This is a genomic window from Paenibacillus oryzisoli (genome assembly GCF_001653565.1).
Taxonomy (GTDB): Bacteria; Bacillota; Bacilli; order Paenibacillales; family NBRC-103111; genus Paenibacillus_E; species Paenibacillus_E oryzisoli.
The window spans coordinates 280,581-297,403 of the sequence record NZ_LYPB01000076.1; the positions used below are offsets into that span (position 1 = coordinate 280,581).

The 16,823-nt window shown below is 43.1% G+C and carries 17 protein-coding genes and 1 other annotated feature; of the genes, 13 read left to right on the plus strand and 4 right to left on the minus strand.

Annotated elements, in window-relative coordinates; all coding sequences use genetic code 11:
- The first annotated feature begins 9 nt into the window (after window positions 1-9).
- The 5 genes from A8708_RS22345 (at window position 10) to A8708_RS22365 (ending at window position 3,828) form a co-directional block, all read left to right on the plus strand.
- Complete coding sequence (locus A8708_RS22345) at window positions 10-774, plus strand: sugar phosphate isomerase/epimerase family protein (protein ID WP_068667506.1); 765 nt, start codon at window positions 10-12, stop codon at window positions 772-774.
- Window positions 775-971: 197 nt separating this feature from the next.
- Window positions 972-1,826, plus strand: coding sequence for a methylenetetrahydrofolate reductase (locus A8708_RS22350; protein WP_239696799.1), 855 nt, complete (start codon window positions 972-974; stop codon window positions 1,824-1,826).
- A 170-nt stretch (window positions 1,827-1,996) separates the two neighbouring features.
- Window positions 1,997-2,560 (plus strand): MOSC domain-containing protein, encoded by a 564-nt coding sequence (locus A8708_RS22355; RefSeq protein ID WP_068667508.1) that lies wholly within the window; start codon window positions 1,997-1,999, stop codon window positions 2,558-2,560.
- 19 nt (window positions 2,561-2,579) lie between these two features.
- Window positions 2,580-3,290 (plus strand): aspartate/glutamate racemase family protein, encoded by a 711-nt coding sequence (locus A8708_RS22360; RefSeq protein WP_068667509.1) that lies wholly within the window; start codon window positions 2,580-2,582, stop codon window positions 3,288-3,290.
- Window positions 3,280-3,828, plus strand: coding sequence for a GNAT family N-acetyltransferase (locus tag A8708_RS22365; RefSeq protein WP_068667510.1), 549 nt, complete (start codon window positions 3,280-3,282; stop codon window positions 3,826-3,828). Before A8708_RS22360 ends, A8708_RS22365 begins: the two co-directional genes overlap by 11 nt.
- Window positions 3,829-3,849: 21 nt before the next feature.
- Here A8708_RS22365 and A8708_RS22370 read toward each other — a convergent pair whose 3' ends face one another.
- Window positions 3,850-4,965 carry an AbrB family transcriptional regulator gene (locus tag A8708_RS22370; protein ID WP_068667511.1) on the minus strand — a complete coding sequence of 372 codons (1,116 nt, stop codon included), beginning with the start codon at window positions 4,963-4,965 and terminating at the stop codon, window positions 3,850-3,852.
- Window positions 4,966-5,075: 110 nt separating this feature from the next.
- Here A8708_RS22370 and A8708_RS22375 point away from each other — a divergent pair, with 110 nt between their 5' ends.
- Window positions 5,076-5,744, plus strand: a complete 669-nt coding sequence (locus A8708_RS22375; RefSeq protein ID WP_068667512.1) for a hypothetical protein — start codon at window positions 5,076-5,078, stop codon at window positions 5,742-5,744.
- 91 nt (window positions 5,745-5,835) lie between these two features.
- Here the strand turns inward: A8708_RS22375 and A8708_RS22380 are convergent, their stop codons facing one another.
- Window positions 5,836-7,509, minus strand: coding sequence for a glycosyl hydrolase (locus A8708_RS22380; RefSeq protein WP_068667513.1), 1,674 nt, complete (start codon window positions 7,507-7,509; stop codon window positions 5,836-5,838).
- A gap of 253 nt (window positions 7,510-7,762) precedes the next feature.
- Window positions 7,763-7,983 (plus strand) — a binding site (T-box leader).
- A 51-nt stretch (window positions 7,984-8,034) separates the two neighbouring features.
- Here A8708_RS22380 and argS point away from each other — a divergent pair.
- Entirely contained in the window at window positions 8,035-9,747 is a 1,713-nt protein-coding gene (gene argS, locus A8708_RS22385) for an arginine--tRNA ligase (protein WP_068667514.1), read from the plus strand.
- Between the two features lie 134 nt (window positions 9,748-9,881).
- Window positions 9,882-11,093 (plus strand): CapA family protein, encoded by a 1,212-nt coding sequence (locus A8708_RS22390; protein WP_157264957.1) that lies wholly within the window; start codon window positions 9,882-9,884, stop codon window positions 11,091-11,093.
- Window positions 11,094-11,146: 53 nt separating this feature from the next.
- On the opposite strand, the gene A8708_RS22395 is transcribed toward A8708_RS22390, so the two are convergent.
- On the minus strand, window positions 11,147-11,461 hold the full coding sequence (locus A8708_RS22395) for a hypothetical protein (protein WP_068667515.1): 315 nt from the start codon (window positions 11,459-11,461) through the stop codon (window positions 11,147-11,149).
- A 669-nt stretch (window positions 11,462-12,130) separates the two neighbouring features.
- On the opposite strand from A8708_RS22395, the gene A8708_RS22400 reads away from it, so the two are divergent.
- From A8708_RS22400 to A8708_RS22420, 5 genes are all read left to right on the plus strand, one after another.
- Window positions 12,131-13,180, plus strand: a complete 1,050-nt coding sequence (locus tag A8708_RS22400) for a multicopper oxidase domain-containing protein (RefSeq protein WP_068667516.1) — start codon at window positions 12,131-12,133, stop codon at window positions 13,178-13,180.
- A 20-nt stretch (window positions 13,181-13,200) separates the two neighbouring features.
- Window positions 13,201-14,409: a ZIP family metal transporter gene (locus tag A8708_RS22405; RefSeq protein WP_068667517.1), complete on the plus strand. Its 1,209-nt coding sequence runs from the start codon at window positions 13,201-13,203 to the stop codon at window positions 14,407-14,409.
- A gap of 32 nt (window positions 14,410-14,441) precedes the next feature.
- Window positions 14,442-14,627: a twin-arginine translocase TatA/TatE family subunit gene (locus A8708_RS22410; RefSeq protein WP_068667518.1), complete on the plus strand. Its 186-nt coding sequence runs from the start codon at window positions 14,442-14,444 to the stop codon at window positions 14,625-14,627.
- 109 nt (window positions 14,628-14,736) lie between these two features.
- Complete coding sequence (locus tag A8708_RS22415; protein WP_068667519.1) at window positions 14,737-15,375, plus strand: class I SAM-dependent methyltransferase; 639 nt, start codon at window positions 14,737-14,739, stop codon at window positions 15,373-15,375.
- Between the two features lie 92 nt (window positions 15,376-15,467).
- A complete protein-coding gene (locus tag A8708_RS22420; protein ID WP_239696800.1) occupies window positions 15,468-16,532 on the plus strand; it encodes a Gfo/Idh/MocA family protein in 1,065 nt (354 codons plus the stop codon).
- Window positions 16,533-16,551: 19 nt separating this feature from the next.
- Here the strand turns inward: A8708_RS22420 and A8708_RS22425 are convergent, their stop codons facing one another.
- Entirely contained in the window at window positions 16,552-16,770 is a 219-nt protein-coding gene (locus A8708_RS22425) for a hypothetical protein (RefSeq protein ID WP_082927702.1), read from the minus strand.
- Window positions 16,771-16,823 lie beyond the last annotated feature (53 nt).

A 16,823-nucleotide genomic window follows, 5' to 3' on the forward strand; every position in this document is an offset into this window, starting at 1 on the left:
GGAATGTACATGTACACATTCGGATGGTGCAGTGGGATTCAAGAAGCGGAGAGACTTAAACAAATTGGCTTTGATTATATCGAATGCGCGCTCGTAGCTTTAAATCTAGAAGATGAGGCGGATTTTGCCGCCAAGCTTCCTATGTACTTGAACAGTCCACTCCCGGTACAGGCATTCAGTATATTTTTCCCAGGTGACTTGAAGGTGGTTGGTCCAGAGGCCGATGAAGAGAGAATTCGACGGTATGTCTACAAAGCTGCAAGCGCTTTACATAAAATTGGCGCAACAACGGTTGTTCTCGGCAGTGGAAAAGCACGTTACATTCCAGATGGTTGGGAACGAAATCGCGGCGAACAGCAACTCCTTCAGCTGCTAGCACGTATCGGAGAAGAGTTCTCAGGAACAGGCGTCACACTAGCCATTGAGCCTCTGAATCAGAAAGAGTCCAACATTGTGAATACGGTTTCAGAAGCTGTAATGTTCGCCAAGCAAGTTAATCTACCGGCGATTCGTGTTTTGGCGGATTTCTATCATATGGATGAGGAGCAGGATCCGATATCTACCCTGATTGACAATAAGGATTGGCTTCAGCATATCCATTTAGCGGATACTGGGCGATTGTCGCCTGGCACAGGGCAATATCCTTACGAGCATTTCGCGGCCACGCTCAAAGCATCGGGCTATGCGGGGATGATTTCTGGGGAGTGTACCGTGCATGATCCAGAGAATGAAATTGCGGCAAGTTTGGCTTTTATGAGAGAGAAGTTCCTGTAGAGTCCTATTAACTAGAAGAGGATTTGGCAAAAAGGAGTCGAAATATATAATACCGAGTAATTACATATGAATTCATTTATCGGAATTAGGCAGATAAGGTTGTGACACAATTGTTAAAGGACAAAATACTTCGAAGAGAGCCTGGTATCATAACTTATGGAATGACGCCACCAAAGGAAACACATTCGCTAGAGAAAATGGCTGAAATTTCACAAAAACAATGTGAGCGACTTCAGAAACTTCAAATAGATGGCTTAATTCTTTACGATGTTCAGGAAGAAAGTGATCGAATAGATCAAGATCGCCCATTTCCATATCTACAGACAGTTGACCCGACGACGTACAGTAAGACGTACTTGAGTAAGTTAAATATCCCGAAAATTATTTATCGTTGTGTAGGGAAATACTCAGAGGAACAGTTGGCGGAATGGATTCAAGATGATCTGGACGCGGAGAGATTTTCAGTATTTGTGGGGGCATCTTCCAGTAAGCAAGATGTTCAAATGGGCCTGCCCGAAGCGTATGAGTTAAGCAGAAAACTGAATGATAAGTTAACTTTAGGCGCAGTCGTAATCCCAGAAAGACACATGAAAAAAGATGATGAGCATCTTAGAATGATCAATAAAATAGCGAGTGGCAGTCAATTCTTCATTTCTCAAGCGACTTATAATGTAGAAGCTTCGAAGAATTTCTTATCGGATTATTATTATCATTGCAAAGAGCATAATCTCGAAATGGTACCGATCCTCATGAATATTGCGCCGTGCGGTTCTACGAAGACCCTAGAATTCATGAAATGGCTCGGGATCTCTATACCGAAATGGTTGGAAAATGATTTGAAGTACTCACAGGATGTCTTAGACAAATCTGTCTCGGTTTCTCAACAAATTTTTGAAGAAATTTTCGAGTTCGGCTTGGAAAAAGGGATTCCGATCGGGTGCAGTGTCGAGAGTGTCTCCACACGCAAAGTTGAAATTGAAGCTTCAATTGAATTGGTTCATGAGATCAAAGCGATGATGGAGAAGAAAATGAGATCGTCGTTTGTTTTTTGAGGATGTAAAGAAGAAGGAGCAGATCTGCGTGAGCAGTTGCTCCTTGTTTGTATTTTTGCTAAATTCTGTATGAAGTAGATCAGGCATTGTCAATGCGAGTTGGCTTTGTGGAAGATTGGAAGTAAGATAGGGTTAGAAGAGTTTTTCAAATCGGAGAGGATGAGTTAAGAATGGTCATAAACCATGAATCTCAAATTGGGGAAGTTCTATCAACCAGTCGTTATGCAACACATTCTTTTAGTAAACAGACTTTCGAGGTCATTCGGCTCTTGGCTGGATTAGGTGTGGAGGGCGATGCACACATGGGAAAGACGGTAAAGCATCGCTCACGTGTTGCGCAAGATCCGAATCAACCGAATCTTCGCCAGGTTCACCTCATTCATTCGGAGTTATTTGACGAAGTAAAAGCTTTAGGATTTCGTGTTGAGCCTGGTCAGTTGGGCGAAAACATTACAACACGTGGTATAGATTTACTTGAATTGCCAACCGGATCAAAGCTAACAATCGGGGAAGATGCAGTCATTGAGATTACTGGACTACGTAATCCTTGTGTTCAGATCGATAATTTTCAATCAGGACTGCTGCAAGCAGTTTTGGACCATGACGCAAACGGGAATCTTATTCGTAAGGCCGGAGTGATGGGTATCGTGTTAACGGGGGGAGAAGTTAGGGTTGGAGATGAAATCCGCGTTATTCTTCCTAAGGAGCCCTATCAACCACTCGAACGCGTATAAAGAATGAAAGGGAATTGGCATGAAAACAATAGGATTAATAGGCGGTATGAGTTGGGAATCTTCGTTACTGTATTATCAAATCATCAATCAGCGAGTAAAGGAAAAATTGGGTGGTCATCATTCGGCCAAAAGTTTGATGTATTCCGTGGATTTTCATGAGATTAAGAGGCTCCAGTTTGAGGGTAAATGGGATGAAGCAACTAGCATGATGATCGAGTCTGCTCAAAGACTGGCAAGAGCTGGTGCGGATTGCATTGTCATATGTACGAATACGATGCACAAGATGGCCAAAGAAGTTGAAGAATCCGTATCTATCCCGTTACTTCATATTGCTGATGCAACTGCGAAGGAGATTGTAAAGGCTGGGATTAAGAAAGTCGCTTTGCTTGGCACGGCCTTTACGATGGAACAAGATTTCTACAAAGGACGACTTGTAGACAAATTTGATCTAGAAGTCCTAGTGCCTCCAGCGGACGCAAGGAAACTTGTTCACGAGATCATCTATGAAGAGCTTTGTCTTGGAATGATAAAAGAGGAATCCAAACAATCTTATATGGAGATCATCCAAAATTTAGTGAGTGAAGGGGCAGAAGCGGTTATTTTGGGCTGTACAGAAATTACGCTTTTAATAGCTCAGGAGGACTCGCCAGTTCCCTTATTCGATACAACGAAACTTCATGCTGAATATGCGGTGGATTATGCATTAAAGGATGTTGTGTATGATTCATGAGATAACGACTCGGTGGGATGAAGCACTATGGGAGGAAGCGGAGCCCGTATATAAAGAGGCCTTTCCAGAACATGGAAGAAAGAGTCGTGCGCTCATTCGAAGTATGTTTGAAAGAGGTATTTGCATGCTGCATACATGGCGAATAGGTGATAGCGTGATGGCAATGGCTCTTACTGCGTTGAATGCGAAAGTACGTATGCTAATTGTTGATTACATTGCGGTTCGTATAGAGCAGCGCGGCCAAGGCGTAGGTTTGGCATGTATGCGTGATATTCGAAATTGGGCAGAGAACGAAGCAAATTGTCTGGGCATTGTCATTGAGGTCGAGGCAGAAATGTCCAAGGAAAATGCAGATCGGATTCGATTCTGGGAAAAAGCTGGATTTCAATTAACCGACTACGTCCATACCTACATTTGGGTTCCGGAAACCTATCGGGCCATGTATATGAGCTTAAGTATAATTGAACAGTATGACGGAGAACGATTGTTCGATTATATTACCGAGTATCACGAGAAAGCCTATCGTGGGAAAGGCTAATAACAATAGCCCACTCTTTGATTAAGAGGGGCTCTTTCTGTTCATCTTTTTGTTTGCGCTGTATGTGAAGAGCAAGCGTAACAGCGGTGGTACCGCAAAGAATATGAAAAAAGTTCGAAATAACTGATAACCGACAACGACGGATAAATTAGCATTAATTTCGTGAGCGATGATTCCCATTTGGTCCATGCCACCTGGTGCTAGACTGAGTAGAGCCGTTGATTTGGAGATAGCGTGCAGATGCATAAAGATAAAACTGAGACCAAATGAGCCTAATAGTAAGACTAGACTACTTCCGATTGATAGTGATAGGATTTGAAACTTGTGGTTAAGTTGAGCAGGCTTAAGCATTAAACCCACTTGGATACCAATCATGATTTGTGCTGCGTTAATTATACTGTTTGGCAGTGCTGGGCCATGAAGACCAAAGAGTTGAATAATTGCCGTACTAAAGGCGGGGCCAAGTAAAAAGGCAGTTGGAAATTTGACGTTATGACCCAGAAGAGCACAACTGATACTTATTATGGCGAAAATAAAGATGTTCGGTGTTAGTTCACCCCAGCTAGCTGTCGAAGCAGTTACCGATTGAATTAGCGTTTGAGTTGCATGCTGATTGCCCATAATCGGACTAAATACTAGCAAGGGGACACAAATAACGATCATCATGAGCCGAATGACTTGCAAGACGGTCACGATGGTTAGATTGATTCCCTTTGTCTCCTCAGCCAAAATAACCATTTGGGTAAGACCGCCAGGGATGCTTCCAAGCAAGGCTGTTTTGAAGTTAATTGGTGATAGTTTGGAGATCATGTAGGCTAGCCAAACACAGAGTAGCATGAGAAGCAGTGTCATGAGCAGCATGGAAGGGAGCTGAATCGCCATTTCATGTAAAGCTGTGGCGGTCATGGAGAGACCAATCGTGTATCCGACAATGATAAGTCCTGCATTTCTAATCGGAGTAGGCCATGCAAATCGGTCTTTGAACACATTTGATCCAAGTAAAACGGAAATCATAGGACCCAACAGCCATGGGATGGGAATATGCAAAAGTTGGAACAAGTAACCGCCTAACAGGGCAGTAATGAGCGCTACGATCAATTTAATGGGTTGCTTGAAAGAAATCTTACTGATTACCATGAAACGTATTCACCACCTTGGCAGAACTGTACTAATGTTAGCACAGTTCTACTAGGGGTTCAAATAAGTCACAAGATAAATAGTCACACAGAAAGTCGAGGTAACTCATCATGATCGTAAGAAAGATGTATCGTGCCGTTTGGCAAAGAGGAATGAAGGATGTAGGTGTAAAAGCATTAGAACAAGACAAACATGTTCGCTTGTTGGTTGCTCAGGGTGAATTAATGACCGCTGCAGCTTATGTTTGGAAGGATAATCTATTCCTCTACTATGAATGTGTGAACCGCGAGGTGTTGCCAGATGAAGTAGCTGGGGCCGCGGCCCCCTATCTGATGGACTGGCCAGGACAAGAACAGCCCCGCAAGTGGATCTTAATGATCGATGTTTTTCATTTCAACGAGCCAGCAAGCGTTGAGCATTGGTTGAGAAAAGAGCCCGTCGTATCCCGAGTCGGAAGGGTTGCGCATCTGAAGCCTGAGATGATGAGCAGCTACATCTATTATCATTATCAATTGCAAGAGGAACGTGCTTTTCATGGAGAAAAGTATGAAATTATTGCCATGCACGAGAACCTGTTATTTGGTTATCAAGAATTTCCCAAAGTCATAGAGGAACCTATCGTAGCAGGGCGTCTCAGCACGAAAGGGACACCTGAGAATTGGAGCGACTCGGGTATGGATTTGCATTTTCAGCCATGGGAAGAGGATGGACATTTGTATTTTAAACCGATTGATCAGGTGTTTGCTTATTATGTTGGCGATTTGAAAGAAAGTACCTGATATTTTAAGTGTATAAGGTGAGATAGTCGAAATAATCGAGTATCTCTGAGAACAATGGCGCCTTTCGGGTTGAGATTGTCGCTGATCCGCCTTACTTCGTTATAAACACATTATCCATATACAAAATGCCTGTAGTATCACCAGCTACGCCAACTTTCAACCGGCTGACGTCAGACGCTGCTGAATTTTTGAAGCCCAATTGATTGGCTATTTTCGCGCCATTAACATAGAGGTCGAATTTTTTGGTGTCGGTATTCAGGATGACTTTAATATCATACCAGCTGCCAGTGGTGATCGGTTCGATACTCGAAAGCGTGGTTGCGCCATCATACACCTTGATGTAATTTCCTTGTAGTCCAATATGCAAGGCTGCTCTGCTCGAGCTGTCGTAGATAATGAAGTCTTTCCAATTGGCATCCTCTGTCCGCAGAGTGGCTTTGAAGGTCACAATGCCTGTTTGTGGGGTGAACGTTTTCTCGGCAGTGGCAGCATTCGTTGTGCTGGTTTTATTGATTTTCATGCTTCGATCAGGACCGGTTGCAAGTCCTACTGTTGGGACGTTCTGCACGGTAACAGTGCCCCCAGTAGTCACCGTCGTCCAGTTGGAGGGGGAGACTCCCGCAGCCGAGTAGCCATTCATAGCATCCTTGAAAATAATACTTTCCGAAAAGAGCGTTCTTCCGAGCGTTGGAACTTCATCCCTGGTGATCGTAACGGCATTACTATAAAAAGTTTGGATCGTGTACGTGTCATTGCCAGGTCCATTCGCAGCGGGGTATCCATAGAATTGATTGTCTGCCCAACCAATTGCCCACGTGAGAAACCAGGTGTAATCAAAGTTTGACTGAACAGCAGATTCCAAAGGGAGCAAACCGACTTCGGACAAACCGTAACGTTTATTGCCTAGAACAGAGGCTAACTCACTGTTTCCATTTGTGAATTTGGCATCTCCACGTGCTTGCGTATAGATGTCAGCCCCACCGAGATCTACGTAGGAGGAACCTGGGTAATGATTGCTGGTAACGGCATTGTTATCATCACGTCCTGGAGCCCACACCCATAGGAGGTTGTTCAATCCATGATAGTTGGTGTAGCGATCGTACATATTTTGCCATAATTTTTTGTAACTTGCTGCTGACTTGCCGCCCCACCAGAAGCCGATATTCATCTCGTGATAGGGCCGCCATAGTACGACAACGCCTTGATCCCGAAGCGATTTCAAATAGCCCGCCATCGTATCAATATGCGCTAACCATTTGTTATACAAGGTCGTTCCAGGGGTTGTAAGCAAGTCGAAATCCGCTTGTGACATGGAACTGATTACACTATTCCAACCACCTGCATCTGCTGTGGTATCCAAGGGGTTCGTCTCATGCCAAGAAAGGGTGACAAGACCGCCCTTCTTCCAATAATCTGTCGCATGATCGACAATGAAGGATCGCCATTTGGCGAGATCGGCAGCGTTTGTTACATTGTAAAGCAGATCATAACCAATCATCGCTGGATATTTACCCGTTACATTATAGAGGTGATCGGTCTCTAAGTAGCCATAGTTTTGCCCTCTTACGTATTGTCCGGAGATGATTTGGTTGTTCGTTTGGACGGTATCAAAATAATTCAATACATTTTGTACAGCTTGTGTCGCATTAGGATTAACAGGGGTTGCGGCATAGGCAGAAGTTCCACCTAACCAGGGTAAGCAGGAACCGAGAAGAGCAACAATGAGTGCAGCGACTACCAATTTGGACAAACGTATTTTTCGCATTATTCATTTCCTCCTTGATGATGTTTGAGTACGGTGTGTCTTTATGATCGTATGGCTTCTAAACGTCCCTCCTTCTATGCAGATGGTAATATTGTAAATGCTTTCAGGAGCAGCGTAGTCTGATTTTTTTGGCAACTAGTTATGGATCTTCGGATGTTAGCTTACGAGTGTAATGAAAAATTCAGTCTACGTTGTTTGAATCTAGGCTTGACATTCCTGTGAATCCCTTGTAATATATTGAAAAATTCATATCGAAATATTAATGAATGGGACAGTAATTCCTAACAGACAGTCACAGCGAGCCGGGTCAGTGTAAGCCGGTACGGATGTTGAGAATGAAACGGACCCAGGAAATGGTTTGCCGAAAATGGAGTAGGTAAATCCGGTCTGCCGACCGTTACGAAGCAGAGGGGTTAAACTAGAGGTTTAACACTTAGAGTGGTACCGCGGGAATTTATAGCTCTCGTCTCTTTCTTAGAGACGGGGGCTTTTTATATTTTCTGAAAAAGACAGGAGAGACACGCTATGTTAAATTATAAGCTGCATTTTGCAAAGAAAATCTCATCGTTACTTGCTGGTATCGAAGCTCAAGACATTATGGCATGGATGGAATATCCAGCGAATTCGGATCAAGGCGATCTATCTTTACCCTGCTTTCGTTTAAGCAAAACTTTAAGTAAATCACCACAAGCTATTGCTGAAGAGTTAAAAGCTGCGCTCGAAGTCGAACACATTGATCATCTGGAAGCTGTATCTGGTTATCTGAACATTTATCTCAACAAATCGATGTTTGTGGAGACTCTTATTCGTCACATAAGTCATTCTGGAGAACGTTATGGATCTCAGAATTTGGGTCAAGGTAAAACGGTAGTGATCGACTATTCGTCTCCTAATATTGCGAAGCCATTTCACGTTGGACATTTGAGATCTACCGTCATCGGGAATGCGATTTATCAAATCCATACCTTTCTTGGATATAGATGTGTGGGGATTAATCATTTAGGCGATTGGGGGACACAGTTCGGGAAGCTGATAGTAGCCTACCAATTGTGGGGAAGCAAGGAGGCTGTGAACGAAAGAGCGATCGATGAGCTTCTTGAATTGTATGTGAAATTTCATGATGAGGCTGAGGAAGACCCAACGCTAGAAGATCAAGCTAGATCTTGGTTTACCAAAATGGAGCATGGTGATCAGGAAGCACTCGCGTTGTGGCAATGGTTTGTGGAGATAAGCCTCGCGGAATTTCAGAAGATTTATAAACTACTTGGCGTGCAATTCGATGCATATCAAGGGGAAAGTTTCTACAATGATAAGATGGAGCCCGTCATTCAGGAGTTGAAGGAGAAACAGCTTGTGGAAGAAGATGAGGGTGCTCTGTTAGTAAGGCTAGATGAATTTGGCATGGCTCCAGCATTAATGTTAAAGAAAGATGGCAGTTCTCTGTATCACACACGTGACCTGGCGGCAGCTGTATATCGTGCAGAGAAGTACGATTTTGATAAATTGATTTATGTGACGGATTATGCTCAAAATCTTCATTTTCAGCAGCTATTTAAGGTTGTTGAATTAATGGGTTACACGTGGTTCTCGAAGCTTGAACATGTCGCATTTGGCCGTGTGAGTATTGAAGGAGGGAGTTTATCGACACGCAAAGGCAATGTGATTAGACTGGAAAACGTACTGGAGCAAGCGGTTCAGAAAATAAGCGATGTCATTGATGCGAGAAACCCAGGATTAGTGAATAAAGCGAAAGTTGCTGAGAAGGTTGGCATAGGGGCTGTGATATTTAACGATTTGAGTGCAAATCGTATCAAAGATATTGATTTCTCCTGGGAGGATGCACTTAATTTCGATGGTGAGACAGGGCCTTATGTACAGTATACCTATGCAAGAACGTGCAGTGTGTTGAAGAAAGCGCAATTGCATGAGAGAGATGAGATACACGACATTGAAATAGATGGCACTTGTTTGCAAAATACCGAGGCGATTGCAGTCGTCAAAATGCTTTATTTATTTACCGAAAGAGTAGAACAAGCAATGGTAAAGCTGGAACCTTCTATCGTATCACGTTATCTCATAGATCTCGCACAAGCATTTAACCGTTTTTATCACGCATGTTATATCTTGGTGGACGATAAGCAGGTACGTGAAGCGCGTCTTGCTCTCGTGAAATGTGTTCAAACGACGTTGCAGAACGGCATGAAACTTATTGGTTTACAGGCTCCAGAAGAAATTTAATACCATTAATTATTAATGGGGTAAAATGTATATTTCGACCATATGAATTGGTAAAAAACCTCATTCATGAGAGATTTTCTTAGGGGAATACTAATTGGCAACACAAGGTTTAACCCCTAAGGAGCTGGTTAATCGTGTTTAAGCGTATGGCTGCACTTGTTTCGACATGCTTATTGGCAAGCGGATGCTTAGGAAGTACCTCTACGCCTAAAGAAGATACAAGGATCGAAGCGAAGCAAATTGCTCCTCTGGTCCAAGAGGGGTCTACGCCGAGACAGTCCTTTCCCCCTTATCCTTTGACCTCAAAGATGCAAGAAGAAGCAGAAACGAAAACCACTCGGGTGAAGCTTGCTGCAATCGGGGATATTCTCATCCATGATAAAGTTTATATAGACGCAAAGCAGAAAGATGGCACGTATAATTTTGATCGTATCTTCGCGTGTGTAACGAACGAATTACAAGCCCCGGATATCCTTGTTGCTAATCAAGAAACGATGATTGGCGGCAAGGAACTGAGGTTATCGAGCTATCCTTCATTTAACAGCCCTCATGAAATTGGAGATGCCTTGAAGTTAGCAGGAGTTGACATAGTTACGGTTGCCAATAATCATGCGCTTGATCGAGGGGAAAAGGTGATACAAAGTGCGCTCACCTATTGGGATACGCTCGGAATTCCTTACACGGGTTCATTTAAATCTCAGAATGACCGAGATAGGATACGAACGGTCACGAAAAATGAGATTACGTTCTCCTTCTTGAGTTACACTTATGGGACGAATGGCATTCCTACACCAAAGGGAAAACCGTTCTTAATCAATCGAATCGATGATTCGCAAATTCGTACGGATGTGGAACAAGCCAAGCGATTGTCTGATGTTATCGTGGTTGCCCTCCATTGGGGGAACGAATATCAACGATTTCCAGATGTTAATCAAACAAGTCTTGCTCGAAAGCTAGCCGACATGGGGGTTCACATCATCATTGGGAACCATCCGCATGTGCTGCAGCCTCCCGCATGGATAGAAGGAAAACAAGGGCATCGAACCTTTGTTGTCTACTCACTGGGTAATTTTTTATCGGCTCAAATCAACTTGTATAAGCAAATTGGTGGAATGGCCACCATTGATGTGGTGAAAACCACGAACAAGGAAACCAAGAAGATTGAGCTCTTGATGCCAGGATTTCTCCCTACCTATACGCATAGTCTGCAAGGACGTCATTTCCAAATTATATCCATGGATAGGTTAACCAATGAGCAACTTATTCATGCCAACTCTCATTATGAAAGTATAAAAAAACATATGCGAACGAACATCCCGGAACTACATATCATGACATCTTCATAAGAAAACGCAAACACCGCTCCTGCTTAGCAGGGCGGTGTTTGTTTTCGTATCAATTACAACGAAGAATCATCTTGTTGAGTCGATTTAGCAAGATTTAGCTTCAAAGTAGTTTTCTTTGCTGCTAGTTCTCTCGCGATATCTTTTTGCAGACGATCACTCGTTTTAGTCTCTTCTTTTAATTTCGCCACGCGTGACAATTTGCTGCTCAAATCACTATGGGATTGGCTTAGTTTCATATCTCGCTCAATCTGCTTCATTTTGGCTTGAGCTTTTTCACTCTTTTTCTTCTCGTTAACTTGCTTGGCTTCAAGATCAGCAATTTCCTTTGTTAACTGAGAAACAATTGTTTTCGTAAAACTAATGGCCATTCTTACACCCCGTATCCATGTCATGTAGCTGAGACATTATTCTACTATAAAAGGGTGAGTTAAGCGAGAAATACCTCTATTACTTATCCTCTAATCGTTATTTCCATCCTTTTGCGGATATGGTTTGTTTTTTTCGATTGAAAATCCGCTTGAACAAGCTGACATTCTTTTTACGTCTGAGAGTGAGTCGAACACCTTCGATAAGCAGCAAAGACCTTAATGAATCGCGGCGATTTAGTGTGTGTAATCTTTTGATAAACTGCGCGTCCATGTCGATCATCCTCCCAAATGTTTACACAATAGTTATGAACCATTCGTTCTTACCTAAGTCTATTATAAATTCTGCATGCGAAAATAATTGTCAAACCATAGCTGAGTTTTATGCTATTTTTGTCGAAAATGTTTGTGATTTTTTTGGAATTGTGGAATGTTAGTACACTTAAGCGATGAGGAATTTTTGACTCGTCTATCCTTGGAAATCGCGGGTATATTGCAATGTTTGAATTTTTTAACAAAAAGGTTTACTTTCGCTGACATTCCGCATATAGTTAAATCACGGTGTTTCCTTTGGTAAACTTTTTGTCCCACTGGAAACTTTATTTTTGCCCGAAATGTTTCCCTAGGTAAAAATTATTGTAAACAAGCAATTTATAATAGGAGGTCATAGCGATGTTTCAGAAATCAGATAAAAAGTTATCGAGACGTAATCTTTTGAAGTTAGGAACGACAGGAGCGTTCGCTGTGTTAGGAAGTGCATTATTGAATCCTTCCTCGTTATTCGGTAGACCACCCGTTGCACAAGCACACGATAAACATGAGATTCACCAAGCGATGAAAGAACAATTACATGAGGGAATGAAGCATGGCTATGTCCCGAGCAACGAAATCACGGAAGGGTTCAAAGCTGCGCAACATGCGCTGACGGCTTTTGATTATGGCAAAGTGAGTCTGCTACCTGACGGTAGAACGCTTAGGGAATATGAAATTGTAGCCTACGAGACCAATGTGGAGATTGCCAAGGGCATCAAGTTTCCAGGATGGACGTTTAATGGCACCATACCTGGTCCTACGATTCGTTGTACTGAAGGGGATGTTCTTCGCGTGAAGTTTACGAATGGAACCTTGCATCCGCATTCTATTCATTTCCATGGGATGCACCCAACGAATATGGATGGCCTTGAATCTGTGCTTTCTGGGGATTCTTTTACGTATGAATTCGAAGCCAAACCGGCTGGTATGCACGTCTATCACTGCCATGTGGCTCCGTTAGCCCGACATATTCACAAAGGTCTCTATGGTAATTTCATCATTGACCCGAAGAAACCAAGAGCTGCTGCAAAGGAATTCAATATGTTGATGAACGGCTATGACCTGGATCTTGATGGAGAAAATGAAATTTACACCGTGAATGGTTATGCTTTTGCCTATCAGCAGGAACCGATTAAAGTGAAGGCAGGGGAGCTTGTTCGTATTTATTTAAGCAATCTAACGGAATTTGATTTAATTAATTCCTTTCATCTTCATGCGAATTTCTTCAACTATTATGCAACAGGGGCAGATCCTGAGGCTCGACCAGCGTATACCGATACGATTATGCAATGTCAGGGTGAACGTGGGATTCTGGAAATTGTATTTCCCCTGCCTGGGCGGTACATGTTTCATGCGCATCAAAGCGAGTTTGCCGAACTAGGTTGGATGGGATTCTTCATAGCTGAATAAGAAAGGAGGCGACGTACGAGATGAGTATAAATGAACAAACCACTAAGCCAGCATCTTCATCCAAAATAAAATCTATTCTTTGGGGCATTCTGCCATTGATCTTATTGTTAGCCATTATTACAACGATTGCCAAAGTAGGAACCGGGATTGAGAACGAGCCTGCGGCTCCGATCGAAGTCTTGAATGTTGAGAAAATCACACTGAATGACGACGGTATTCAAGTCAGAGTATTGAATTCTGGCCCAGAGGAAATAACCATCGCTCAAGTCGTTGTTGATGGCGCATTTTGGAATGCTTCTTTCTCGCCAAGTGATACGTTAAAAAGATTTGAACAGGGCATGATTCACATTCCCTACCCGTGGGTGCAAGGTGATCCACATGAAGTGAAACTTATCACGTCGAATGGATTAATTTTCATAGGCGAAGTAGCCGCTGCTGCCGCTACACCTGAAGCGAACGGCAAGCTTTTCTGGCAATATGCGTTAATTGGCTTCTATGTGGGTGTAATCCCAGTAGGGCTAGGCCTCCTATGGTATCCATTTCTCCGTAGATTCTCGGTTAGAGGCATGCATGCGATTCTTGCTTTGACCGTTGGTCTGTTGTTCTTCCTTGTCATTGATACCTTTGGTGAAGGTTTTGAGATGGCTGCTGAAGCGCCTGGTGTCTTCCAAGGTTCGGGGTTAGTATGGTTCGGCGCCTTACTAAGCTGTTTATTCCTCATTGCTGTCGACCAGTCGAACGAGCGTAAATTAAGCAGTGAGTCGTTTGCTGGAAAGCGCGTCGCGAACAAAATTGCAACAGGCATCGGGCTTCATAATTTCGGTGAAGGTCTAGCGATTGGTTCTGCATTTGCAGTGGGGGAGGCCGCATTAGGGACGTTCCTGATCATTGGTTTCACCCTGCACAACATTACAGAAGGGGTTGGTATTGCAGCTCCACTGCTGAAAGAACGGCCATCATGGAAAACATTCGTCAAATTAGCCTTAATTGCCGGAGGACCTGCTATAATAGGTACATGGGCTGGAGGTTTCATATTTAACGATACGCTTGCTGCTCTGTTCTTCGGTATCGGTGCTGGTGCGATTCTGCAGGTCATTTACGTTATTTCCAAAATGATTCTGAAAGAGTCTGAGAAGAAAGGCCTATCTCCGGTTTCATGGTTAAATTTCAGTGGTCTCACAGCAGGGATATTAATTATGTATGTGACTGCGTTAATGGTTAAATTTTAAGATTGATCCAAGTTGAGAAGGTGGTGATTCACATGTTATCAGGCATTGGCATACCAGGACTTATTGTGATTGTAGGTGTTGCATTACTGTTATTCGGGCCAACGAAACTTCCGCAACTAGGTCGTGCTTTTGGAACGACAATCAAGGAGTTTAGACAAGGAACGAAAGGTTTGTTAGAGGACGAAGAGACGAAAGATACGCAGAAAGATACGCATTAATGATTGCGGAGATAACGGCAACGTAGAGCAGGCTGTCCAGAAGTAGCGTAAGCTGCTTTGCTGGGCAGTTTATTTTTTTTGTATAATATATGTAGGAGGATCTGCCCAAATGAAATCACTGGAACAATATTGGAATGAATCGTATCAGAGGCCTAACCTCAACCCTACATGCGATAATTGGCTAGACAAATACGAGGAAACCTACTTATCGACTGCGAGTCATGGAGGGTTTGTCATTGATCTTGGCTGTGGTGTCGGTAATAACACGAAGTACTTGGTAGACCATGGACTGTCGCCAATCGCTTGTGATATCTCCGACAGGGCCATCCGTACACTGCAGTCATTCTTGCCAGATGTACAAACGCTTTGTTTGGATATGACGGAGGGGCTTCCTTTTCCCAATGATTCTGTACAAGTACTGATTGCTGATCTTAGTATACATTATTTTGATGAACCTACTACTCGCGCCGTCATCCGAGATCTTAGTCGAGTGCTGATGAGGGATGGTATTTTACTTATTCGATTGAATTCAACCAATGAAATTGCCAATAAAGGGAATATCATCGGAACGACAGATCCATACTTAATGGAATCAGAAGGGATTTACCGAAGGTTTTTTGATCGAGGAGAGATTGAGCGATTTTTCAAGGAGGATACGTGGACTTGCCTCCATATTGAGGAGTATGAAATGGATCGCTATTCCAATAAGAAGATGTTATGGGAGATTGCGCTGAAACCAATCGGATAAGTGAAAAGTCATGATAAAGCAAGAAGTAGTCAATTTCCGCATGTGTCAACGTAAAGGAATTGGTGTGGGTTGGGCGAACCTGTATTATATACATGTGTAACATGGAATTGAACCATCATATCGAAGCAGAAAAGGGGATTCCAATGAAACAAATAGGCGTTGCACTTATTGGTTGCGGGGCGATTTCCGGCGTACATTTGAAAGCTATTTCACAAATACCAAGTGCAAAATTGGTGGCCGTAGTTGACACGAACGCCGAATTAGCTGCGCAAATAGCGGAAACGTACTCTTGCGCATACTATACGGATTATCACGAAATGTTGACCAATCCCGAGATTGACGTCGTTCATATATGTACGGCTCATTACCAACACGCGCCAATGGCAGTTGATGCGTTGCACGCGGGTAAACATGTTCTGACAGAGAAGCCGATGGCTGAAACGAAAGAAGCGGCTCTCGCAATGTTACGCGCAGCAGAAGCGAATCCGAGTGTACAGCTTGGTGTTATTTTCCAAAATCGATATAACCCAGCCTCTCAGATCATGAAACAAACCGCTCAATCAGGTGAACTAGGGAAATTGTTATGTCTTAAAGGAATTGTCACATGGAGTAGGGATGCTTCTTACTATGAAACCGCATGGAAAGGGAAATGGGCTACAGAAGGCGGTGGGGTCCTCATTAACCAGTCCATTCATACATTAGATTTACTGCAATGGATAGGCGGCGAAGTAACGAGCATTAAAGGCTCCATGTCGACGGATTCACTTGAGGGCATTATTGAAGTAGAAGATACTGTTCATGCACATCTCACTTACGGAAATGGTGCAACAGCCGTCTTCTATGCAACGAACTCATATGGGGTGAATTCGCCTCCTGAAATTGAGCTAGTGTTTGAAAATGGGAAGCTCGTGCTCACTGGTGATACGTTATATCGTGTGATCGATGGTGAGCAAACGATGTTGTCTTCTCCAGAAACGTCGAATCTAGGGGCCAAATCCTACTGGGGCATCAGTCACGGCACGCAAATCGCTGATTTCTATGACCATATCTTATCGGATCGCAGCTATTGGTTGAATGGACCTGAGGGCTTTAAAGCGTTTAATCTTGTTATGGATGTATACGAATCTGCTAGAACAGGGAAACGTATCAACTATTAGACATTAATTAGAAATCGTGCTAGGTTTCTGCTCGAAACACAGTTCCATCATCGCGGAAATAAAAGGCAATTTCATCAGAAATCGTGCTCATTCTAATAGAAGTTCGGGTGAATTCTTCAATGATTCCGCGGTCAACTTCACAGTACACGCCGTTCTCATCTGTTTGCCACACGGATACCGTTGTTTGAGATAGCGCTGCTGTAAATAGATCTCCATCGGAAGTCAACGTCATCATCATGTTGATCGCCATCTCTCTCGGTTTTGAGTTGCTACTTGAGTATATTCAGAGTT

Bases quoted from the DNA above. Each gene is read 5' to 3' on its own strand.
- A8708_RS22375 (WP_068667512.1), top strand. From the start codon at position 5,076: ATGATCGTAAGAAAGATGTATCGTGCCGTTTGGCAAAGAGGAATGAAG.
- A8708_RS22365 (WP_068667510.1), top strand. From the start codon at position 3,280: ATGATTCATGAGATAACGACTCGGTGGGATGAAGCACTATGGGAGGAA.
- A8708_RS22410 (WP_068667518.1), top strand. From the start codon at position 14,442: ATGTTATCAGGCATTGGCATACCAGGACTTATTGTGATTGTAGGTGTT.
- A8708_RS22370 (WP_068667511.1), bottom strand. From the start codon at position 4,965: ATGGTAATCAGTAAGATTTCTTTCAAGCAACCCATTAAATTGATCGTA.
- argS (WP_068667514.1), top strand. From the start codon at position 8,035: ATGTTAAATTATAAGCTGCATTTTGCAAAGAAAATCTCATCGTTACTT.
- A8708_RS22350 (WP_239696799.1), top strand. From the start codon at position 972: ATGGCTGAAATTTCACAAAAACAATGTGAGCGACTTCAGAAACTTCAA.
- A8708_RS22425 (WP_082927702.1), bottom strand. From the start codon at position 16,770: ATGATGATGACGTTGACTTCCGATGGAGATCTATTTACAGCAGCGCTA.
- A8708_RS22345 (WP_068667506.1), top strand. From the start codon at position 10: ATGTACACATTCGGATGGTGCAGTGGGATTCAAGAAGCGGAGAGACTT.
- A8708_RS22355 (WP_068667508.1), top strand. From the start codon at position 1,997: ATGGTCATAAACCATGAATCTCAAATTGGGGAAGTTCTATCAACCAGT.
- A8708_RS22395 (WP_068667515.1), bottom strand. From the start codon at position 11,461: ATGGCCATTAGTTTTACGAAAACAATTGTTTCTCAGTTAACAAAGGAA.
- A8708_RS22420 (WP_239696800.1), top strand. From the start codon at position 15,468: ATGTGTAACATGGAATTGAACCATCATATCGAAGCAGAAAAGGGGATT.
- A8708_RS22415 (WP_068667519.1), top strand. From the start codon at position 14,737: ATGAAATCACTGGAACAATATTGGAATGAATCGTATCAGAGGCCTAAC.
- A8708_RS22360 (WP_068667509.1), top strand. From the start codon at position 2,580: ATGAAAACAATAGGATTAATAGGCGGTATGAGTTGGGAATCTTCGTTA.
- A8708_RS22380 (WP_068667513.1), bottom strand. From the start codon at position 7,509: ATGCGAAAAATACGTTTGTCCAAATTGGTAGTCGCTGCACTCATTGTT.
- A8708_RS22400 (WP_068667516.1), top strand. From the start codon at position 12,131: ATGTTTCAGAAATCAGATAAAAAGTTATCGAGACGTAATCTTTTGAAG.
- A8708_RS22405 (WP_068667517.1), top strand. From the start codon at position 13,201: ATGAGTATAAATGAACAAACCACTAAGCCAGCATCTTCATCCAAAATA.